This is a genomic window from Geodermatophilus sp. CPCC 205761 (assembly GCF_051383655.1).
Classification (GTDB): Bacteria; Actinomycetota; Actinomycetes; order Mycobacteriales; family Geodermatophilaceae; genus Geodermatophilus.
In genome coordinates, this window is sequence record NZ_JALPKQ010000008.1 from 94742 (window position 1) to 115500 (window position 20759).

Annotated in this window: 19 protein-coding genes; 7 read left to right on the forward strand and 12 right to left on the reverse strand. The window is 73.8% G+C overall.

What is annotated here, in order from left to right; genetic code table 11:
- Window positions 1-19: 19 nt before the first annotated feature.
- Window positions 20-913, reverse strand: coding sequence for a helix-turn-helix transcriptional regulator (locus tag MY526_RS07005; RefSeq protein ID WP_436692286.1), 894 nt, complete (start codon window positions 911-913; stop codon window positions 20-22).
- A 190-nt stretch (window positions 914-1103) separates the two neighbouring features.
- Here MY526_RS07005 and MY526_RS07010 point away from each other — a divergent pair, with 190 nt between their 5' ends.
- The 3 genes from MY526_RS07010 to MY526_RS07020 all read left to right on the forward strand — a co-directional run bounded on the left by MY526_RS07010 (window position 1104) and on the right by MY526_RS07020 (window position 4062).
- Window positions 1104-1748, forward strand: a complete 645-nt coding sequence (locus tag MY526_RS07010) for a hypothetical protein (protein WP_436703558.1) — start codon at window positions 1104-1106, stop codon at window positions 1746-1748.
- 132 nt (window positions 1749-1880) lie between these two features.
- Window positions 1881-3110, forward strand: coding sequence for a metallophosphoesterase (locus MY526_RS07015; RefSeq protein ID WP_436692288.1), 1230 nt, complete (start codon window positions 1881-1883; stop codon window positions 3108-3110).
- Between the two features lie 106 nt (window positions 3111-3216).
- On the forward strand, window positions 3217-4062 hold the full coding sequence (locus tag MY526_RS07020) for an aldo/keto reductase (protein ID WP_436703559.1): 846 nt from the start codon (window positions 3217-3219) through the stop codon (window positions 4060-4062).
- 64 nt (window positions 4063-4126) lie between these two features.
- Here the strand turns inward: MY526_RS07020 and MY526_RS07025 are convergent, their stop codons facing one another.
- The 10 genes from MY526_RS07025 to MY526_RS07070 all read right to left on the reverse strand — a co-directional run bounded on the left by MY526_RS07025 (window position 4127) and on the right by MY526_RS07070 (window position 14540).
- Window positions 4127-4888, reverse strand: a complete 762-nt coding sequence (locus MY526_RS07025) for an SDR family NAD(P)-dependent oxidoreductase (protein WP_436692290.1) — start codon at window positions 4886-4888, stop codon at window positions 4127-4129.
- Between the two features lie 43 nt (window positions 4889-4931).
- The gene (locus MY526_RS07030; protein WP_436692291.1) at window positions 4932-5966 is read right to left on the reverse strand and encodes a transketolase family protein; all 1035 of its coding nucleotides are present in this window, start codon (window positions 5964-5966) and stop codon (window positions 4932-4934) included.
- Complete coding sequence (locus MY526_RS07035; RefSeq protein ID WP_436692292.1) at window positions 5963-6841, reverse strand: transketolase; 879 nt, start codon at window positions 6839-6841, stop codon at window positions 5963-5965. Before MY526_RS07035 ends, MY526_RS07030 begins: the two co-directional genes overlap by 4 nt.
- A gap of 25 nt (window positions 6842-6866) precedes the next feature.
- Window positions 6867-8300 (reverse strand): MFS transporter, encoded by a 1434-nt coding sequence (locus MY526_RS07040; protein WP_436692293.1) that lies wholly within the window; start codon window positions 8298-8300, stop codon window positions 6867-6869.
- 227 nt (window positions 8301-8527) lie between these two features.
- Entirely contained in the window at window positions 8528-9190 is a 663-nt protein-coding gene (locus MY526_RS07045; RefSeq protein WP_436692294.1) for a GntR family transcriptional regulator, read from the reverse strand.
- A gap of 99 nt (window positions 9191-9289) precedes the next feature.
- On the reverse strand, window positions 9290-10126 hold the full coding sequence (locus MY526_RS07050) for an ABC transporter ATP-binding protein (RefSeq protein ID WP_436692295.1): 837 nt from the start codon (window positions 10124-10126) through the stop codon (window positions 9290-9292).
- 52 nt (window positions 10127-10178) lie between these two features.
- Window positions 10179-11231 carry a FecCD family ABC transporter permease gene (locus MY526_RS07055; RefSeq protein WP_436703560.1) on the reverse strand — a complete coding sequence of 351 codons (1053 nt, stop codon included), beginning with the start codon at window positions 11229-11231 and terminating at the stop codon, window positions 10179-10181.
- On the reverse strand, window positions 11228-12271 hold the full coding sequence (locus MY526_RS07060; RefSeq protein ID WP_436692297.1) for a FecCD family ABC transporter permease: 1044 nt from the start codon (window positions 12269-12271) through the stop codon (window positions 11228-11230). Before MY526_RS07060 ends, MY526_RS07055 begins: the two co-directional genes overlap by 4 nt.
- Window positions 12268-13311: an iron-siderophore ABC transporter substrate-binding protein gene (locus MY526_RS07065; RefSeq protein ID WP_436703561.1), complete on the reverse strand. Its 1044-nt coding sequence runs from the start codon at window positions 13309-13311 to the stop codon at window positions 12268-12270. Before MY526_RS07065 ends, MY526_RS07060 begins: the two co-directional genes overlap by 4 nt.
- Before the next feature lie 230 nt (window positions 13312-13541).
- Window positions 13542-14540 carry an AraC family transcriptional regulator gene (locus MY526_RS07070; RefSeq protein ID WP_436703562.1) on the reverse strand — a complete coding sequence of 333 codons (999 nt, stop codon included), beginning with the start codon at window positions 14538-14540 and terminating at the stop codon, window positions 13542-13544.
- 144 nt (window positions 14541-14684) lie between these two features.
- Here MY526_RS07070 and MY526_RS07075 point away from each other — a divergent pair, with 144 nt between their 5' ends.
- The 3 genes from MY526_RS07075 (at window position 14685) to sigB (ending at window position 18028) form a co-directional block, all read left to right on the forward strand.
- Complete coding sequence (locus MY526_RS07075; RefSeq protein WP_436692300.1) at window positions 14685-16274, forward strand: FAD-binding oxidoreductase; 1590 nt, start codon at window positions 14685-14687, stop codon at window positions 16272-16274.
- Window positions 16275-16355: 81 nt separating this feature from the next.
- Complete coding sequence (gene dtd / locus MY526_RS07080) at window positions 16356-16787, forward strand: D-aminoacyl-tRNA deacylase (protein ID WP_436692301.1); 432 nt, start codon at window positions 16356-16358, stop codon at window positions 16785-16787.
- A 257-nt stretch (window positions 16788-17044) separates the two neighbouring features.
- Window positions 17045-18028: an RNA polymerase sigma factor SigB gene (sigB, locus tag MY526_RS07085; RefSeq protein WP_436692302.1), complete on the forward strand. Its 984-nt coding sequence runs from the start codon at window positions 17045-17047 to the stop codon at window positions 18026-18028.
- A gap of 76 nt (window positions 18029-18104) precedes the next feature.
- On the opposite strand, the gene MY526_RS07090 is transcribed toward sigB, so the two are convergent.
- On the reverse strand, window positions 18105-19739 hold the full coding sequence (locus MY526_RS07090; RefSeq protein ID WP_436703563.1) for a LuxR C-terminal-related transcriptional regulator: 1635 nt from the start codon (window positions 19737-19739) through the stop codon (window positions 18105-18107).
- A gap of 137 nt (window positions 19740-19876) precedes the next feature.
- Between MY526_RS07090 and MY526_RS07095 the strand changes: the two genes are divergently transcribed.
- Window positions 19877-20701 (forward strand): methyltransferase domain-containing protein, encoded by an 825-nt coding sequence (locus tag MY526_RS07095; RefSeq protein WP_436692304.1) that lies wholly within the window; start codon window positions 19877-19879, stop codon window positions 20699-20701.
- Window positions 20702-20759: the final 58 nt, after the last annotated feature.

Below are 20759 nucleotides of genomic sequence, written 5' to 3' on the forward strand. Positions count from 1 at the left end.
GAGCGCCGGACCCGCGCGGTCAGCCGTTGTGGTGCTCGCGGGCGCGCTCGGTGTCCGTGGTCGGCCGGTCGAGCGTCGCGGCCCAGCTGGCGAGGAGGCCCAGCGCATCCGCGGAGGCAGAGCCCGGCTCGGCGGTGAAGGCGTTCAGGGCGAGTCCGTCGTCGGCGGTGAGCGCCATCACCTCGTAGGCGAGGGTCATGTCGCCGACGACAGGGTGGTGGATGCGCTTGGTGCCGGTCCGGTGCAGTCGCACGTCGTGGGCGGCCCAGAGCGTGCGGAAGGTGTCGCTGTGGGTGGCCAGTTCGCCGATGAGGTCGGTGAGGCCCTTGTCGGGGTTGCGGCCGGCCTCGCCGCGGAGGGCGGCCACGATCGAGTGCGCGCCCTGCTCCCAGTCGGGGTAGAAGTCGACCGAGCGCGGATCGAGGAAGGTGAACCGGGCGCCGTTGCCGCGGGCTGGGCCGTCGAACACCGGCGCGAAGAGTGCGCGGCCGAGCCGGTTGGCGGCGAGGGTGTCGCCCCGCCCGTTGCCGACGACGGCCGCCACGCCGGTCATGGCGTCGAGCAGTTGCTGCACGCCGGGGCGGATGCGCTGCGGCGCCGGCCGCCGCACCCGGCTCGCCGGGGAGGCGTTGGCCGCACGAGCCAGGTCGAACAGGTGCGCCCGCTCGGCCTCGTCGAGCTGCAGGGCACGAGCGACGGCGTCGAGCACGCTGTCCGAGGTGCCGGTGAGGTTGCCGCGCTCGAGGCGGGCGTAGTACTCGGCCGAGACGCCGGCGAGGGTGGCGACCTCCTCGCGGCGCAGCCCGGGCACGCGGCGGTGGCCGAAGGTGGTCAGGCCGGCCTGCTGCGGGCTGATCCGGGCCCGGCGGGAGGCGAGGAAGTCCCGGACCTCGGGACGGTTGCGGTCGCTCACGGCATCGAGGCTAGGTCGGCCGCCACCGCTGAGGGGTGGTCTGCCAGTACGTGGATCAGCAGGTCCTGCCACGACCGGCTGCGGACGGGTTCCCTGGCAGGTGTGCCGAGAACGCGGAGGCCGGTGCCCGGCCGACGAGCAGGTCCCCGTTCCGCCGTCTCCCGTCCGACCCGACCTGAGAGGAGCTGACGTGGACATCGACACCCTGCTCCGCATGTGCGCCGTCGCGGCACCGGCGACGGTCGCGCTGGTGCTGGTCCTCGAGGCCGGATTGCTGATCGGCGTCGTCCTGCCGGCCGGGTCGCTGGTCCTCGGGCTGGGCGTGCTCGGCGGGGTCGGCGTGGTGTCGCTGCCGCTCGTCGCGCTCGTCGTCGCCGCCGCCACCGTGCTCGGTGCCGCACTCGGGCACCGCGCGGTCCGCCGCCGGCCGGACGGCGGACCGCTGGTGGCCGGCGGCCTCCTCGGCCGCCGCCTACCGGCGCGGGTCACGCGCCTGCTCGACCGGACCACCACGCCGTGGCGCGAGGCCGTCGGACGCCGGCCGGTGCGGGCCGCGGCGACGGCCCAGTTCGTCGTCGGCGCGCGCACGCTCGCCCCCCGCCTCGCCGCATCCGCCGGTGTCCCGCTCGCGACGATGCTGCGCGGCACGGCGCCGGCGGCTCTGGTCTGGTCCATCGCCCTGGTCACCACCGGTGCCCTCGCCGGCGCCGCGCTGCCGCTGGTCCGCGACGTGCTGACCGTCGCCGCCGTCCCGCTGGCCCTGGCGGCGGCCACCTGGCTGCTCGTCCGCCGCCTCCGCCCCGCCGCACTGCACGGCGCGGGATCCCCCATCTGAGTCCTTGTCGCCCGCACACGCCCACCGCCGGCCCTCGTCCCGGGAGCTCCGCTGTCCGTCACGTTCGTCCTGTTCCTGCTGGTCGCGCTCGCCGCGCTGGTCCTGCTGCCGGGCTACTTCTGGTGGCGGCTGGTGCGCTCGACCACGCTGCCCGGCCGCACCCGGCGCCGGCTGACCGTCCTGTTCGTCGCGGGAGTCGCCGTCCTGGCCGTCCTGCCCGGGATCGCCGACCTCGTCAGCCGCTTCGTGCCGGCCGGCGTGGCCACCGCGCTGGACTGGGTCGCCTACAGCTGGCTGGGCATCGCGCTCTACCTCTTCGTCGCCCTCCTGGTCCTCGAGCCGGTGCGGCTGGGGATCGGGCTGCTGGAACGTCGCCGCGCACCGGCGGCCGACGCCCCGGAGCCGGCACGGGACCTCGTGCCGACCGTTCCGCCTGCGGCGGATGGTGCGGCTCCGGGTGAGGGAGGGCCGGCACCCGACCGCGGTGCGGCCCCGGCCGAGCCCGACGTCCCCGACCCGTCGCGGCGGCTGTTCCTCGCCCGCAGCCTGGCGGCCACGGCCGGCGTCGCGGCCCTGGCCACCGCCGGCACCGGGGCGTACTCCGCCGACGCCGCGCCCGTCGTCCACCGGGTGCCGGTCACGCTGCGCGGCCTGGACCGCGCGCTCGACGGCTTCCGGATCGTCACCTTCTCCGACGGCCACCTGTCCCGCACCTTCGGCGGACGGCGCTTCGAGCGACTGGTCGACCTGGTCAACGCCCAGCGCCCCGACGTCGTCGCCGTCGTCGGTGACCTGGTCGACGGCGAGGTCGACGACCTCCGCGAGGACGTGGCCCCGCTGGCCGACCTGGTCAGCGAGCAGGGCGTCTACTTCGTGACCGGCAACCACGAGTACTTCGTCGACACCCGCGCCTGGCTGCGGCACCTGCCCACCCTCGGCGTCGACGTGCTCCGCAACGAGCGCGTGCCGATCACCCGCGGCGGCGCGACCTTCGACCTCGCCGGCATCGACGACCGCACGGCGGCCGCCTCCGGCCTGCCCGGCCACGGCGCTGACCTCGACGCCGCCCTCGACGGCCGGGACGACGCCACCCCCGTGGTCCTGCTCGCCCACCAGCCCGTGCAGGTGACGCAGGCCGCCGCGGCCGGCGTGGACCTGCAGCTGTCCGGACACACCCACGGCGGTCAGCTGTGGCCCTTCGACTACGTGATCGGGCTGGACCAGCCCGCCATCGAGGGGCTGAGCCGGTTCGGGGACACCCAGCTCTACGTCACCCGCGGCGCCGGCTACTGGGGCCCACCGATGCGCATCGGAGCCCGCCCCGAGATCACCGTCGTGGAGCTCCGATCCCCGGGCAGCTGAGGCCCTCGAGGCTCCAGGCGGGCGCAGTACTCCGAAAAGACGATGGCGGGCGTCGCGACGGCCCCCTCTCGAACCCCATCCATCCGACCGACCAGAAGGACACGTCATGCAGACAGTCACCCTGAACAACGGCGTCCAGATGCCGATCCTCGGCTTCGGCGTCTACCAGATCCCGCCCGAGCAGACCGAGCAGGCCGTCACCGAGGCCCTCGCCGCCGGCTACCGCCTGCTCGACACCGCCGCCGCCTACGGCAACGAGGAGGCCGTCGGCCGGGCCATCAAGGCCAGCGGCCTCCCCCGCGAGGAGCTGTTCGTCACCACCAAGCTGTGGATCCAGGACGCCGGCGAGGACAACACCCGCCGCGCGTTCGAGAGGTCGCTGCAGCGACTGGACCTCGACCACGTCGACCTGTACCTGATCCACCAGCCGTTCGGGGACTACTACAGCGAGTGGCGCGCCATGCAGGAGCTCCACCGCGAGGGCCTGAGCCGGGCCATCGGCGTCGCCAACTTCCACCCCGACCGGCTGGTGGACCTCATCGAGCACAACGAGGTCACCCCCGCGGTCGACCAGATCGAGACCCACCCGTTCTTCCAGCGCACCGCCGACCAGGAGCTGATGCGGGAGCGCGGCGTCCAGCTCCAGTCCTGGGGCGGCTTCGCCGAGGGCCGCAACAACCTGTTCGCGGACCCGGTGCTCAGCCAGATCGGAGCCGCGCACGGCAGGTCCGTCGCCCAGGTCGTCCTGCGCTGGCTGGTCCAGCGCGACGTCGTGGCCATCCCGAAGTCCGTCCGCGCCGAGCGCATGGCCGAGAACATCGACGTCTTCGACTTCCGGCTCACCGATGACGAGATGGCCCGCATCGCCGCGATGGACACCGGCACCAGCGCCTTCTTCGACCACCGCGACCCGGCGATGGTCAGCCGGCTCGGCACCGTCCGCGTCGACTGACCGCCGACGGGCCCGGACCGGCCACCCCCTTGCGGGGGCAGCCGGTCCGGGCCGCGGCGGCGGGTCAGTGGATGTGCGCGCCGCCGTTGACGTCGTAGGTGGCGCCGGTGATGTAGCCGGACTCCTCCCGGCACAGGTAGGTGATGAGGTCCGCGACGTCGGCGACGCTGCCGTTGCGGCCCACGGGGATGCCGGCGACGAGCTGCGCCTTGCGCTCACCCTCGAGGGCCCCGCCGGTGATGTCGGTGTCGATCAGCCCGGGGGCGACCGCGTTCACCGTCACGCCGTCGGGTCCGAGCTCGCGGGCCAGCGCCCGGGTGAAGCCCAGCTCGGCGGCCTTCGCCGCGGAGTAGGCCACCCCGCCGAAGACCCCGCCGCCCCGCTCGGCCGAGACCGACGACAGGAACACGATGCGGCCGAAGCCGCGCTCGGCCATGCCGGGCGCGATGCGCCGGGTGACGTTGAACGCGCCCCGCACGTTGACGGCGAAGATGCGGTCCCACTCCGCGCCGGTGACCTCGAGGAACGGGGTCGGCGAGGTGATGCCGGCGTTGTTGACCAGTGCGCCGACCGGCGGCAGGGAGTCGGCGAGGACGGCCAGCGCGTTCTCCACGGAGGTCTCGTCGGTGATGTCGCAGCCGATGCCGAGGGCCTGCACGCCGTGCCGTTCCTCGATCTCGTGGGCGGCGTCCTTCGCGCTGGCCTCGTCCAGATCGAGGATGGCGACGTTCCAGCCTGCGGCGGCCAGGGTGTGGGCGGTGGCGCGGCCGATGCCGCGGGTGGAGCCGGCTCCGGTGACGAGCGCGGTCTTGTCGGACACGGACATGGTTCCTCCGGGAGGTGGGGCGGTGCGAGGGGGTGGGTTGGGATCAGGCGGTGGCGGGGACCGGGTCGGCGGGCCAGGCGACGCCGCCGAGTTCGGACTTGACCCGGGCGACGACGGCGTCGGTGGACAGGCCGTAGCGGTCGTGCAGCGTGGGCAGGGCACCGGCGGCGAGGAACTCGTCGGGCAGGGCGATCGGCACGACGCGGCTGCCGACGCCGGCGAACGCCAGCGTGGCGGCGACCGACTCCGCGAGCCCGCCGATCACGGTGTGGTTCTCGAGGGTGACCACGAGCCGGTCGGTCCGCGCCGCGCGCAGGATGGCCTCGGTGTCCAGCGGCTTGATGGTCGGGACGTGCAGCACGGCCACGTCGACGGAGTCGGCCTCGAGGCGGGCGGCGGCCTGCAGGGCCCGCATGGTCATCAGCCCGGTGGAGATGAGGACGACGTCGCGGCCGGTGCGGAGCTCGGCGGCCTTGCCGAGCTCGAAGCGGTAGTCGTACTCGTCGAGCACGGTGGGCACCGCGCCGCGCAGCAGCCGCAGGTAGGTGGGGCCGGGTGCGGCCGCCAGCGCCGGCACGGCCTGCTCGATGTCGACGGAGTCGCAGGGGTCGACGATCGTCAGATTGGGGCAGCCGCGGAGGATCGCCAGGTCCTCGGTGGCCTGGTGGCTGGGGCCGTACCCGGTGGTGAGACCGGGCAGGGCGCCCACGACGTTGACGTTGAGCCCGGGCTCGGCGATGTCCAGGCAGAGGAAGTCGTAGGCGCGCCGGGTGGCGAACACCGAGTAGGTGGACGCGAAGGGCACCAGGCCCACCTCGGCCATGCCGGCCGCGGCCCCGAGCAGGGTCTGCTCGGCCATGCCCATCTGGAAGAAGCGGTCGGGATGGGCGTCGCGGAACACGTGCATGTCGGTGTACTTCGCCAGGTCGGCGGAGAGGCCGACGATCTCGGGGCGCTCCTCGGCCAGGCGGTTGAGCGCGTGCCCGAACGGGGCGCTCGCGGTGCGCTGCCCGGGGTCGGCGAAGGACGCGATCATCGCCGAGGTGGTGAGCTTCTTGCGGGGAGCGGTGCTGGTCATCGGGCCAGTCCTTCCTCGAGCTGGTTGCGGGCGATCTGCCACTCGTGTTCCTCGACCCGCATGAAGTGGGCCTTCTCCCGGCTCTCCAGCAGGGGCACGCCGGAGCCGATGCGGGTGTCGCAGATCAGCACCGAGGGCGAGCCGCGGTGGTCGCGGAGTTCGTCGAACGCGGCCACCAGCGCGGCGACGTCGTTGCCGTCGACGCGGAGGGCGTGCCAGCCGAAGGCCTGCCACTTGTCGGTGACCGGCTCGGTCCGCAGGACGCCGGCGGTGGGCCCGTCGGCCTGCAGCGCGTTGACGTCGACGATCGCGGTGACGTTGTCCAGGCCGTGGTGGGCGCAGGACATGGCCGCCTCCCAGGTGGAGCCCTCGTCCAGCTCGCCGTCGGAGAGCAGGTTGAACACCCGGGCGGGGTTGCCGAGGTGGCGCAGCCCCAGGGCCATGCCGGTGGCGACCCCGAGGCCGTGGCCGAGCGAGCCGCCGGAGATCTCCGTGCCCGGGGTGTAGGACGCCATGGCCGACATGGGCAGCCGGCTGTCGTCGGACCCGTAGGTCTCCAGCTCCTCGAGCGGGATGATCCCGGCCTCGGCCAGCGCGGCGTACAGCGCGATGGCGTAGTGGCCGATGGAGAGCAGGAACCGGTCCCGGTCGGGCCAGTGCGGGTCGTCGGGACGGTGGCGCAGCTGGTCGGTGTAGACCACCGCGAGGACGTCGGCGACGCCCAGCGCCTGGCCGATGTAGCCCTGCCCCTGCACCTCCCCCATGTCCAGTGCGTTGCGTCGGATGCGGTACGCGGCCTGGCGGATGCGTGCGATCCGCTCCGTCGGGTCGGCGGGGCGCTCCCCCGCTGCCAGCGGCGTGCTCAGTGCGGTCATGGCGTGTTCCGTTCTCGTCGTCGGGTCAGTCGGTCGTGGAGTCGGCGGTCGTCCGGCGCTCGTGCGCCACGGTGCGGGGGGCGGGGACCCCGTCCGACGCGGCCGGCGTCGCGAAGCTCCGCTCGAGGGCCGCGACCTCCTCGCGCTCGACCGGGCCCCAGGTGTCGCGGGTCAGGAACGTCGCCACCAGCCCCAGCAGGCCGTATCCGGTGAAGAGCAGCGCCGGGCCGACCCAGCCGACCCCGGCGTACAGCGCGGTGGCCACCAGCGGGGTGAAGCCGGAGACGACGGCAGAGAGCTGGTAGGCCAGGGAGGCCCCCGTGGTGCGGGTCTTGGCCGCGAAGAGCTCGGAGAACCACGCGCCCTGGACGCCGGCGAGGGAGTTCTGGCAGACGGCGTAGCTGATGACGAAGGCCACGACGATCGCCGTCGCCATGCCGGTGTTGACCACCAGGAAGAGCGGGACGCCCCACAGCACGGTGATCGCGGTGCCGAACAGGTACACCGGCCGCCGGCCGACCCGGTCGGTGAGCGCACCCCAGAAGACCGTCGCGAAGATGCCGATGCCGGCCGCGACCATCAACGCGGTCAGGGTGACCGCGCGGTCGGCGAGGCCCTCGCTGGTCAGGTAGGACAGCATGAAGGTCACCGCCACGGCGTAACCGGCGGTCTCGGCGGTGCGCAGGCAGAAGGCGCGCAGGACGTTGCGCCAGTCGTCGCGGAGGACCTCCAGCAGCGGGTTCTTGGAGAGGTCGCCCTCCTCCTTGAGCTCCTCGAACTCCGGGGACTCCTCGAGCTTGAGCCGGATGAGGATGCCCACGACGATCAGGACGGCGCTGAGCAGGAACGGCACCCGCCATGCCCACGAGCCGCCCAGCGGCACGCTGGCCAGGAACGCGAGGTTGGCCAGGAGCAGCCCGACCGGGAAGCCGGCCTGGGTGATGCCGGTGTAGAGGCCGCGCTTGCGCCAGGGGGCGTGCTCGAAGCACATGAGGATCGCGCCGCCCCACTCGGCACCGAACGCGAGCCCCTGCACGACCCGAACCGCGACGAGGAGGATCGGCGCCCAGACGCCGACCTGCGCGTAGGTGGGCAGCAGCCCGATGAGCACCGTCGCGACGCCCATGAGCAGCAGCGAGCCGACCAGCACCGGCTTGCGGCCGATCCGGTCACCCAGGTAGCCGCCGATGATCCCGCCCAGCGGGCGGACGGCGAAGCCGACGCCGAGGGTCGCGAAGGACAGCAGCGTGCCCGACAGCGGGTCGTTCGCGGGGAAGAAGGCGTCGTTGAAGTACAGCGCCGCGGCGGTGCCGAAGCCGATGAAGTCGTAGGTCTCGATCGTCGCCCCGATCGAGCTGCCGACGGCGACCTTCTTCTTGGTCGGCGTGCCGTCGATCGGGTGCCAGGCCGCGACCTCCTCGAGGTGCGGATCGCGGACTGGAGAGTGCCGTTCGGTCATGGGTGACCTCCGGTGAGCGGATGGGCGTCGGATCCCCGCGTTAGGTTGACTGTTAACAGTCAACTGATGACGAAGTCTGCGTTGCCCGCGTCACAGTGTCAAGGGTCACGTCGGGACGAATCCGTCGCCGCTGGTGGCGGCCGCCCGCCGGGCAGCACGAGGTCCGGCCGAGGGCCGGGGAGGTGTCAGCGCGCGAGCGAAGGGGGGTCGTTCCTGCCGCAGGGAGCTCAGGCGGACTCGGGTGACTCCGCGAAGCGGTCCGCGGCCGAGGCCATGTGCTCGTCCACGACGTGCAGGGCGGCGGTCACGTCGGCGCGCTCGATGGCGTCGACGATCGGGGCGTGCCGGTCGCGCGCCATCATCGGCGCCTGCCACGCCGCCCCGTTCAGGATCGCGACCCGCATGCGGCCGGCGAGGTGCTGCCACGCCTCGACGAGCATGGAGTTGCCCGACAGCCGGCACAGCTCGAGGTGGAAGGCCAGGTCGGCCTCGATCCGCGCGGTGGGGTCCGCACCGTCGTCGCTGAGGTGCCCGAGCGCGGTCCGCAGCGCGGCGACGGCGGCGTCCCGACGCGGGGAGGCGATGATCTGCCGGACCGCCAGCCCCTCGAGCGCCGCCCGGACCTGGAACAGCTCCCGCACCTCGGCCGGGCTCAGACTGTTGACCCGCAGCATCCCGCGGTTGCCGGCGGTGACCAGCCCCTCCTGCTGGAGGTGCCGGAGGGCCTCGCGCACCGTGCCACGACTCACCCCGAGCGAGCCCGCCAGCTCCACCTCGCCGAGGTGGTCCCCCGGGCGGTACTGACCGGAGAGGATCGCCGCGCGGACCGACTCCAGCGCCCGCTCACGCAGGGTGCTGCGATCCAGGCTGGCCAGTGGCTCCACGTTCACAGCACCTCCTCGTCGGCCCGCATCCTATCGCCGCGGTGTCGACAGCAGGGTGGCGACAGTCGACAGCTCCCCCGTCGTGGCGATGCCGGCGCCCCGCCGTCAGGTCGCCGTGCCGCCGCGGAGCGCGTCGACCGGTGCCACCGCGTGGTGGCGGCCGAGCGGCAGCATGAGGGGCTTGCCCGAGGTCGGGTCGACGATGACCCGGCTGTCGAGACCGAAGACGGCGCGTACGCAGTCCTCGGTGAACACGTCGGCCGGGTCCCCGGAGGCGTGGATCCGCCCGTCGGCCAGCGCGACGAGGTGGTCGGCGTAGCGGGCCGCGAGGTTGAGGTCGTGCAGCACCATCACGATGGTCGTGCCGCGGGTCCGGTTCAGGTCGGTCAGCAGGTCGAGCACCTCGACCTGGTGGGCCACGTCGAGGAACGTGGTCGGCTCGTCCAGGAGCAGCAGATCGGTCTGCTGGGCCAGCGCCATCGCGATCCACACCCGCTGGCGCTGGCCCCCGGAGAGCTCGTCGACGGCGCGCTCGGCCAGCTCCGTCGTCTGTGTGGCCTCCAGCGCCGCGGCCACCGCGGCGTCGTCCTCCCTCCTCCACCGGGTGAAGACGCCCTGGTGCGGGTGGCGGCCCCGCCCGACGAGGTCGGCGACGGTGATGCCCTCGGGTGCGATCGGCGACTGCGGCAGCAGGCCGAGCGTGCGGGCGAGCTCCTTGGCCGGCATGCGGTGCACGGCCCGGCCGTCGAGCAGGACCTGCCCGCCGCGCGGCGCCAGCAGCCGCGACATCGAGCGCAGCAGCGTCGACTTGCCGCAGGCGTTGGCGCCGACGATGGCCGTGATGCGGCCGGGCGGCACGACGAGATCGAGGTCCTCGACGACGACGCGGTCGCCGTACCCGAGCGTGAGGTCCTCCGCCGCCAGCGAGTGGGTGGTGCTCACAGCGCTCTCCCTTCGCTTCCGCGCGGCGGAGCCGCCAGGCCAGCAGAGTCGCTCACAAAGAACCTCCGGCGCGGTTGGTGCGGACGATCAGGTAGATCAGATAGGGCGCGCCGAGCACGCCGGTCACGACGCCGACCGGGAAGCGGGTCCCCAGCGCGAACTGGCCGACGACGTCCGCCACGAGCACCAGCAGCGCCCCGACCAGTGCCGCGGGGACGAGCAGCGAGCCGTTCGGTCCCACGATGCGGGCCGCGATCGGTCCGGCGAGGAACGAGACGAAGGCGATCGGCCCGCACGCGGCCGTGGCGAAGGCGATCAGGCCCACCGCCGCGACGATCGCCACGATGCGGGTGCGCTCGACGCGGATGCCGAGCGCGGACGCGATGTCGTCCCCGAGTTGCAGCGCCGAGAGCTCCCGCGTCTGGGTCAGCAGGACCGGCCCGAGCACCACCAGGGCGATCAGGGCGGGCACCGTCGCCTCCCAGGTGCTGCCGTTGAGGCTGCCGGTGAGCCAGCGCAGCGCCTCGGCGAAGTCCCACGCTCCGGCCTGGTCCAGGACGTAGGCGATGAAGCTCCTCGACATGGCGGCGATGCCGATGCCGATGAGGATGAGCCGGGTGCCCGCGACCCCGTCCTTGAACGCCAGCACGTACACGAGCAGCGCCACCACGAGCGCGGCGACGATCGCGGTGATCGAGACGGCGGTCCCGCTCCAGCCGAGGAGGACGATCGCGAAGGCGGCCGCGGCGCTCGCCCCGGCGCTGATGCCGATGACGTCCGGGCTGGCCAGTGGGTTGCGCAGCATCGTCTGGAACGTGACGCCGGCGAGGCCGGAGCTCAGCCCCGCGGCGACCGCGAGGACCGCGCGCGGCAGCCGGAGCCGGCCGACCGTGAAGGTGGCGCCGGGGACGTCCTGGCCCAGCACCACCCGGAGCACGTCCCCCGGCGGGTAGGAGGTCCGCCCGACCATCAGGGTGACGGCGAAGGTCGCGACGACGAGCACCGCGAGCACCGCGACGACCAGGCGCCGGCGGGCGGCGCGGCGGACCCGGTTCCGGGCGACGGCGTCGACCGTGGAGGAGGCAGGCGCGACGACGGCGGTCACAGCTCACGGACCTTCTGCCGGCGGACGATCGCGATGAAGAACGGGGCGCCGACCAGCGCGGTGATGATGCCGACGTCGATCTCGGCCGGGCGGGCCACGATGCGACCGAGCACGTCGGTGGCGGTCAGCAGGCAGGCACCGGTCAGCGCCGAGAACGGCAGCAGCCAGCGGTGGTCCACCCCGACCAGCAGCCGGCACAGGTGGGGGACGACGAGCCCGACGAAGCCGATCGGGCCGGCGACCGCCGTGGCGGCGCCGCACAGCAGCACCGAGCCGAGGGCCGCGATCCCGCGGGCCACGGCGACGCGCTCCCCGAGGCCGGCCGCGAGCTCGTCGCCAAGCGCGAGGGAGTTGAGGCTGCGGGCCGAGAGCAGGCTGACGGCGAACCCCACCGCCAGGAACGGCAGCACCGTGCCGATGCTCTCGAAGGTCGCGCCGCCGACACCGCCGATCTCCCAGGACTGCACGCTCTCGGCGATGTCACCGCGCGGCAGGGCGACGGCGGTGATGAACGAGGTGAGGGCGGCCGAGGTGGCCGCGCCGGCCAGGGCGAGCTTCAGCGGGGTCGGCCCGCCGCGCCCGAGCGACCCGACGGCGTGGACGAACCCCGCCGCCAGCGCGGCGCCGGCGATCGCCGTCCAGATGATCCTGGTCGACGAGAACAGCCCGAACCAGGCCAGCCCGGCGACCACGGCCAGCGACGCACCCATGTTGATCCCGAGGACCCCGGGATCGGCCAGCGGATTGCGGGTGACGCCCTGCATGACCGCGCCGGACAGGCCGAGCGCCGCGCCCACGACGACGGCGAGGAGGGTGCGCGGGATCCGCTTGGTGACGGCCGCCTGCCCGATGTTCTCGGTGGACCCGCCCAGGGCGGCGAGGATGTCGGACCAGGCCACGTCCCGCGAGCCCACCGTGATCGAGGCGATCGCCAGGGCGACGAGCACCGCGAGGACGGCCAGCAGCCAGAGGGACCGTCCCGGCCTCGGGCGCCGCACGACGGCGGCGCCCGAGGCCGGGACGGGAGGAGCGGTGGTCACTGCCCCTTGTCAGCTGCCTCGGCGAGCATCGAGACGTAGTCCTCGAGGACCCAGGAGATCGCGAGCGGGGTCGGGTTCGCCGCGGTGCCCAGCGGGGTGTCGGGCAGCAGGACGAGGGCCCCGCTCCTGACGGCCGGGATCTGGGACAGCAGCGGGTCCGCGTTGAGCGCGTCTACCAGCGCCTGGTCGCCGTACGTGACGATGATGTCCACGTCGTCGAACGCGTCGACCTGCTCGGCGCTCACCGTGCCGGAGAACTGCTCGGGGTCGGTGGAGGCCGCCGTGACGCTGGCCGGGGTGGACAGCCCGAGGTCCTCGAAGAAGGCGCTGCGGGTGTCGAACGGCGTGTAGAAGCTGACCTCGCTCAGGTCGGCCGTGTCCACGTGGGTCAGGAACATCGTCGACCTGCCCTCGAGCTGGGGGTACTCGCCGACGGCGGCGGTGATGTCCTGCTCGAGGCTCGCGACGAGCGCCTCGCCCTCCTCGGCCATGCCCATGCCCGCGGCGTTGATCTCGATCATCTCGCGCCACGGCGTCGCCCATGGCGCCTCCAGGTAGGCGACGACCGGGGCGATCTCGCTGAGGGTGTCGTAGTCCTCCTGGGTCAGGCCCGAGTAGCCGGCGAGGATCACGTCGGGGTCGGTGTCGGCGACCGCCTCGAAGTCGATCCCGTCGGTCTCGTCGAACAGCACCGGCGTCTCCGCGCCGAGCTCCTCGAGCCGCTCGGAGACCCACGGCAGCAGGCCGTCGCCGTCGTCGTCACCGAAGTTCGCGGCGGCCATGCCGACGGGGACGACGCCGAGCGCGAGCGGCACCTCGTGGTTGGCCCACTGCACCGTGGCGACCCGCTCGGGCTGCGACTCGATCGTCGTCGTGCCGAAGGCGTGCTCGACGGTGATGGCGGTGACGTCGGTGGCGCCCTCCGCCTCGCCCGCGGCCGACGAGGCCGAGGAGGCCGAGGAGGCCGAGGAGCAGGCGGCGAGCCCGCCCGCGAGCAGGGCTGCCGTGGGGAGTGCGACCCATCTCGGTGCGCGACGCATGGTGTCCTTCCGGTCGTGGTGCGGCGCCGCCCGGTGCAGCGCGCTGTCGTGGCCCGGCTGTGGGCGAGGCACAGGCGCGCAGCGGCCGGGGACCGGCCTGCTGCGCGTTCATGGGTGCACGTCGCTCTAGTAAGGCTTGGCTAACCAAACTTAGGGTGCGCTTACTGCGTTGACAACCACGAAACGGTCACAGTGCACCGGCGCCGTCGACCGGGTGGCCGGCTCGGCGCTCAGGGGCGCTGCCGGAGCGTCTCCGCGGGCGGGACGCCGTAGCGCTGCCGGTACCGGGCCGCGAACCGGCCGCGGTGGGGGAACCCCCAGCGCTGCGCGACCGCCTCGACGGTGGTCGTCGCCGGGTCGGCGAGGAGCAGGTCGCGGTGCGCGCACCGGAGCCGGACGTGCCGCAGGTACTCGGTCGGCGAGGTGTCCATCGCCCGCTGGAAGCCGTGTTGCAGGCCCCGGACGCCGACGCCGCAGGCGCGGGCGATCTCGGCGACGGTGACCGGCCGGTCCGCGTTGGCCTCGATGTAGTCCCGAGCCCGGCGCACGACCGACGGGCCGGCGGCGGGCGCCGGTGCGGCCAGCTCGTCGCGGTGCTCGTGCAGCGCGGTCAGCAGGAGGCCGCACATCACGCTGTGCGTGAACGGTGCGGCCACCATCGGCTGGCGGACGAGGGCGTTCTCGTCGGCGAGGTCGGTGGCCAGGGACCGGACCAGGGCCAGCCACTGTGCGCCGCGACCGGTCGAGACGTCCATGCCCAGGTCGAGGTCGACCGGGTGGCGCAGCGGCCGGTCCAGCAGCTGCTCCAGCTCGTGCTCGAGCGCCGGCTGGGCGATGCGGAGGGCCAGGACCGGAGCCGGGGTCGCCCAGCCGCTGAACACGGCGGCGCGGTCGGGGACGTGCACGACCGCCGCGCCCGGCCCCGCGACGGCGTTCCGGCCGGCGCTGGTCACGGTCAGCGTGCCCGCGGTGGGGACGTTGACCTGGTAGTGGCCGTCGTGGGCACTCTCGATGCGCACCTCGGTGTCGTAGCTCAACCAGCCGACGGTGAGCGGGCCCAGCGAGGCGGCGTCCAGGGTCATCGCGAAGCGGCTCGCGTCACCGAGCACGGTGACCCGGTGGCTGTGGAACACCCGCGTGCCCACGTCGCGCGCCTCGTCGGGGTCGCCGCTGCGGACCGACACCTCCGGCAACGGCCGCGGGCGGACCGGTTCCCCGGCAGCGGTCATGGCGCCTCCACCGGTGTGATCCGCCGGACGACCGTCGCGGGCCAGTATGCGACCAGTTGCCGGGAAACCGTTGTGGCCGGCGCCACATCCGTCCTTGGCTGTGGGTCGGGCACGTCCCGCCCGCCACCGACGAAGGAGTCCCCCGTGGCCCGTCTGCTGCCCCCTGGGCTGTCCGAGTCCGACTTCGACACGGCGATCGCCCGGTTCCGGGACGTCGTCGGCGACAAGTACGTCGCCACCGAGGACGGCGACCTGGCCCGCTACCGCGACCCGTACCCGGTCGGCAGCGAGCCGGCGGCCGGCGCGTCGGCGGCGGTCTCCCCGGAGACGACCGAGCAGGTGCAGGAGATCGTCCGGATCGCCAACGAGTTCGGCATCCCGCTCTCCCCCATCTCGACCGGGAAGAACAACGGCTACGGCGGCGGCCAGCCGCGGCTGTCGGGTGCCGTCGTCGTGAACACCGGCGAGCGGATGAACCGGATCATCGAGGTCAACGAGAGGTACGGCTACGCGCTGCTCGAACCGGGCGTCTCGTACTTCGACCTGTACGAGTACCTGCAGGCCAACGCGCCGTCGCTGATGCTCGACTGCCCCGACCTGGGCTGGGGCTCGGTGGTCGGCAACACCCTCGACCGCGGCGTCGGCTACACCCCCTACGGCGACCACCTGATGTGGCAGGCCGGCCTGGAGGTCGTGCTGCCCACAGGCGACGTCATGCGCACCGGCATGGGAGCCGTGCCAGGGAGCGACACCTGGCAGCTGTTCCAGTACGGCTTCGGGCCCTTCCCCGACGGCCTGTTCACCCAGTCCAACCTGGGCATCGTCACCAAGATGGGCATCCAGCTCATGCAGCGCCCACCGTCTGCGACCACGTTCGTGATCACCTTCGACCGGGAGGAGGACCTGGCGCAGGTCGTCGACATCATGTTCCCGCTGCGGGTGAACATGGCGCCGCTGCAGAACGTGCCGGTGCTGCGCAACATCATCCTCGACGCCGGCGTCGTCTCGAAGCGCACCGAGTGGCACGACGGCGACGGCCCGCTGCCGGACGAGGCGATCCAGCGGATGAAGTCCGAGCTCGGCCTGGGGTACTGGAACCTCTACGGCACCGTCTACGGTCCCCCGCCCGTCGTCGACGCCTACCTCGGGATGATCAAGGACGCCTTCCTCCAGGTGCCGGGGTCGACCTTCGCCACCCACCACGACCGCGACGAGGCCACCGACCGCGGCGCGCACGTGCTGCACGACCGGCACCGGATCAACAACGGCATCCCCAGCCTGGACGAGATGAAGCTGATGGAGTTCGTGCCCAACGGCGGGCACATCGGCTTCTCGCCGGTCTCCGCGCCCGACGGCGCCGACGCGCTGCGCCAGGCGCAGATGGTGCGCCGGCGGGCCGACGAGTACCGCAAGGACTACGCCGCCCAGTTCATCGTCGGGCTGCGGGAGATGCACCACATCGCGCTGCTGCTGTTCGACACCACCGACGCGCAGGCCCGGCAGGAGACCCTCGACCTGGCCCGGGTGCTCATCGACGAGGCCGCCGCCGAGGGCTACGGGGAGTACCGCACCCACAACGCCCTCATGGACCAGGTGATGGGCACCTACAACTGGGGCGACGGCGCGCTGCTGCGGTTCCACGAGGCCGTCAAGGACGCCCTCGACCCCCACTCGATCATGGCGCCCGGCAAATCCGGGATCTGGGGCCGCAAGTACCGCGGCCAGGATCTCTGACCGCCGTCCGACGGCGGCGCACCCGCCGTGCCGCGCGGTCCGCGGTTTGGTCGACCGCGACCGCGCGGCGAGGATCGGCGGGTGCGCGCGGTGGTGAGCAGGGTCGGGACGGCGGCGGTGACGGTGGACGGCGCCGTGGTGGGCGAGATCGGCCGCGGCCTGCTGGCGCTGGTCGGCGTCGGCCGGGAGGACGACGCGGCCCGCGCCCGCGCGCTGGCCCGCAAGGTGCACGAACTGCGGGTCTTCCCCGGTGAGGGCGGCGCCTGTTCCGTGGGCGACCTCGGCCTGCCGGTGCTGGTGATCAGCCAGTTCACCCTCTACGCCGACACCCGCAAGGGCCGCCGTCCCTCGTGGCAGGACGCCGCGCCCGCCGAGGTGGCCGAACCCCTGGTGGCCGAGGTGGTCGCCGAGCTGCGCCGCCGGGGCAGCGAGGTGGCCACCGGGGTGTTCGGCGCCCGCATGCTCGTCTCCTCGGTCAACGAGGGACCGATGACCTTGCTCCTGGAGGTCTGAGCCCGGACGCCTTGGGTATCACCGGGTGACGCAACACACGCCCTGTGCATTTGCTGTGAAGCCGGCACACGCGGAACACCCGACGGGGTCGGGGCCGTTGTGCAGGGCGTACCACAACGGACAACGAGAGCGAGGGCTGCGGCCGCCTGGCAGAGCAGGCCGGCCGACCGGGGCCCCCACCCACGACATCCGGGTGCACCGCGCCACGACGACGCGAGCAGGTGCATCCGTACCGAAGGCAAGGACGAAGACAGATCGTGACGCTGCTGCAGTCTTCCCCCACCGACACCCTCGAGGTGCGCTCGCCGCGCCGCGAGCCCGACACGACCGGTCTGGTCTCGACCGACCTCGTGCGGGTGTACCTGAACACCATCGGCAAGACCGCGCTGCTCACCGCGGAGCAGGAGGTCGAGCTCGCCAAGCGGATCGAGGCCGGCCTGTACGCCGAGCGGCTGCTCAACGAGCGGCAGCTCACGCCCGCGCTCCAGCGGGACTACAAGACGCTGGCCATCGACGGCAAGGCGGCCAAGCGGCACCTGCTCGAGGCCAACCTGCGCCTGGTCGTGTCGGTCGCCAAGCGCTACACCGGCCACGGCATGACGTTCCTGGACCTCATCCAGGAGGGCAACGTCGGTCTGATCCGCGCGGTCGAGAAGTTCGACTACACCAAGGGCTTCAAGTTCTCGACGTACGCGACGTGGTGGATCCGCCAGGCCATCACCCGCGCGATGGCCGACTCCGGCCGCACGATCCGGCTGCCCGTGCACCTCGCCGAGCAGGTCAACAAGGTCGTGCGCACCCGGCGACGGATCCACCAGGAGCTGGAGCGCGAGCCCACCGCCGAGGAACTGGGCCTCGAGCTCGACATGACCCCCGAGCGGATCACCGAGCTGCTCGAGTACTCCCGCGACCTGGTCAGCCTCGACCAGACCGTCGGCGCCGACGAGGAGTCCCGCCTCGGTGACTTCATCGAGGACGCCGACGCCGCCGTCGCCGAGGACGCCGTCGCCTTCCAGATGATGAAGGGCGACGTCCGCACCGTGCTGGGCACGCTGGAGGACCGCGAACGCGACGTCGTCGTGCTGCGCTTCGGCCTGGACGGCGGCCAGCCGCGGACCCTCGAGCAGATCGGCAAGCAGTTCGGGCTGTCCCGCGAGCGGGTGCGCCAGATCGAGCGCGAGACGATGGCCAAGCTCCGCGACCCCGAGCGCGCCGACGCGCTGCGCGACTACCTGGCCTGAGAGAGGACCCCGTCCACCTGACGACGGGGCCGGCCGAGAGCCCGCCGCCCTTCCGGGCGGCGGGCTCTCGGTGTCTCTACAGCCCGGCGGAGCCGTGTCGCACGATGCGGGCGAGCAGCTCGGCGCGGGTGCCCGCACCCGACTTGGCCAGGATGGCGCCGACGTGGTGCTCCACGGTGCGCTTGCTGAGGAACAGCCGCCGGGCGATCTCGGCGTTGGACAGCCCCTCGGCGACCAGCCGCAGCACGTCCCGCTCCCGGGTGGTGAGCTCCCCGCCCGACCGCGGGGACGGCCCGGGGCGGGCGCCCAGGCTCCGCAGCAGCGCGGCCGCCTCGTCGGCACTCCGCGCCGCGCCGAGCTCCTGGAAGGTGCGCAGCGCCGTCCGGCCCTCCGCCCTCGCCAGGTCGGGGGCCTCGTCGCGCAGCTCACGGGCGACCGCGAGCCGGGCGCCGGCCGCCTCCCACGGCAGGCCGGCGCGGGAGAACCCGACGAGGGCCGCCTCGAGGGGCGGCAGGGCCGGCGCACCGCCGGTGGTCCGGGCGAGCACGCCGGCCACCAGCTCGGCCAGCGCCTGCGCGTGCAGGAGCCCGCTCGCGGCGGCCAGGCCCCGCAGCCGGCCGTGCAGCCGTTCGGCGTCGTGGATCCGGCCCGCGTCCGCCTGGAGCTGAGCCAGCAGCGCGATCGCCGGCGCGTGCAGGACCGTCGCACCGGCGAGGCAGCGGCGAAGGACCGCCGCCGCGCTCTCCGGTTCCCCGCGCAGCAGGTGCAGCCGGGCCAGCGGCAGGACGGCGGCGCCGTCGAACTCGCTGCCGGCCAGCAGCCCGGCGGCCTCCTCGAGCCGGCCCTGCCGGACCCGGAGGTCGGCGAGGCGGAGCGCGGCGCCGGCCCGGAGGGCGCGCATCCCGCGGTCGTAGAGCCCGAGCGCCGTCGTCAGCTCGGCCTCGGCCTCGGCCCACCGGCCGGCCGCGATCAGGACGCCGCCGTGGTGCATGAGGCAGATGGCCGACACCCACAGGTCGTTCGACGCCCGGCCGGCGGCATCGGCTACGGCGAGCCACTGCTGTGCGCGGTGGACGTCGAGCGCCAGCTCGCAGCAGAGCAGCATCTTGCAGTAGATCTCGCCGATGACCAGGTGGTCGCGGACCTCGCCGTTGCCCGCGGCCACCGCGGCCTCGTCGACGCACCGCATCCCCTCGGGAACCTGCCCGCGCAGGACCAGGCCCGCGCCCCGGTAGGCGAGCGCGCAGAAGTGCAGGTCGGGATCGTCCCACCGCCGGGCCACGCCGGCGGCCTCCTCCGCGGCCGCGGCCACCTCGTGCGCGACGTCGGTGCCGGCCGCGGCGGCGAGCGCCACCCAGCCCCGCTCGACGCAGTCGTCGGAGCCGACGAGGCTCCTCGCCCGGGCGAGCCAGCCTTCCGCCGCCGCACCGTTCCCGCGCACCGCGGCGTGCAGGAAACTCAGCTCACGTCCGGCGATGAGCGCGGCGAGGCGGGCGCGGCCCTGCGCCCGGCAGCCGCGGAACGCCTGCTCGTAGCATCGGATGGCGCCCTCGAAGTCGCCGGCCCACTCCAGCGCCCGGGCCATGCCGTAGTGGGCGTCGGGGGTGTCGGAACGGCCGAGCGCGTCGGCGAACACCTGCCGCGCGGCAGACCAGTCGCCGCGCTCCAGCGCCGCCTCGCCCCGGGCCAGGAGGACGTCGCCGCCTGCCATGGTCCGAGGGTCCCACCGCCCGTCCCCGGCGGGACCCCCACGGTGCGCGGATGGGCGGGGTCCTGGGTGCGTGCACCCATGACCCGCGGCTCCTCCCCCACGACCCTGGACCCGTTCCCGCGCACAGGGAGGACGCCATGACCAGTACCGCGGACCGGTCCGGAACCGAGGCCTTCCAGGTGACCGCCGAGGCCGCCGAGCTCTACGAGTCCCGGTTCGTCCCGGCCCTCTTCGCCGAGTGGGCGCCGTTGCTGGCCGACGTGGCCGGCGTGCGGCCCGGGCAGGAGGTGCTCGACGTCGCGTGCGGCACCGGCATCGTCGCCCGGACCGTCGCCGACCGGCTCGCCGGAACCGGCCGCGTGGTCGGGCTGGACCTCAACGAGGCGATGCTCGCCGTCGCCCGGCGGGTCCGGCCGGAGCTGGAGTGGCGGCAGGGGGACGTCGCCGCGCTGCCGTTCCCGGACCGGTCCTTCGACGCGGTGCTGTGCCAGATGGCGCTGATGTTCTTCCCCGACCGGACGGCGGCGCTGCGCGAGATGGCCCGGGTGACCCGGTCCGGTGGCGTCGTCGCGCTCTGCGTGCCGGCCGCCCTGGAGGACCAGCCGGCCTACGCCCCCTTCGTCGACCTGGTGGTGCGGCACGCCGGTCCCGTCGCCCGGCCGCTGATGGGCGCCTACTGGGCCTGCGGCGACCTGGACGCGCTCCGGACGAGCCTCACCGACGCCGGCCTGGCCGTGCTGGAGACGCGGACGCACCTCGGCACGGCGGCCTTCGAGTCGGCCGAGGCCATGGCGGTGACCGAGGTCGAGGGCTCACCCCTGGCCCGGCAGATCTCGCCCGACGTGTACGCCCGCATCCGCACCGGGGCGCGGGAGGTGCTGGCCCCGTTCACCGACCCCGACGGCGCCCTGCCCGCCCCGTTCCGCGGGCACCTGGTCGCCGCGCGCACGCCGGAGACCTGAGGGCGGCCCCTCTGCAGGGTCCCGCCGCGAGCCTACGAGCGGCGGGGGGCAGAGGGGT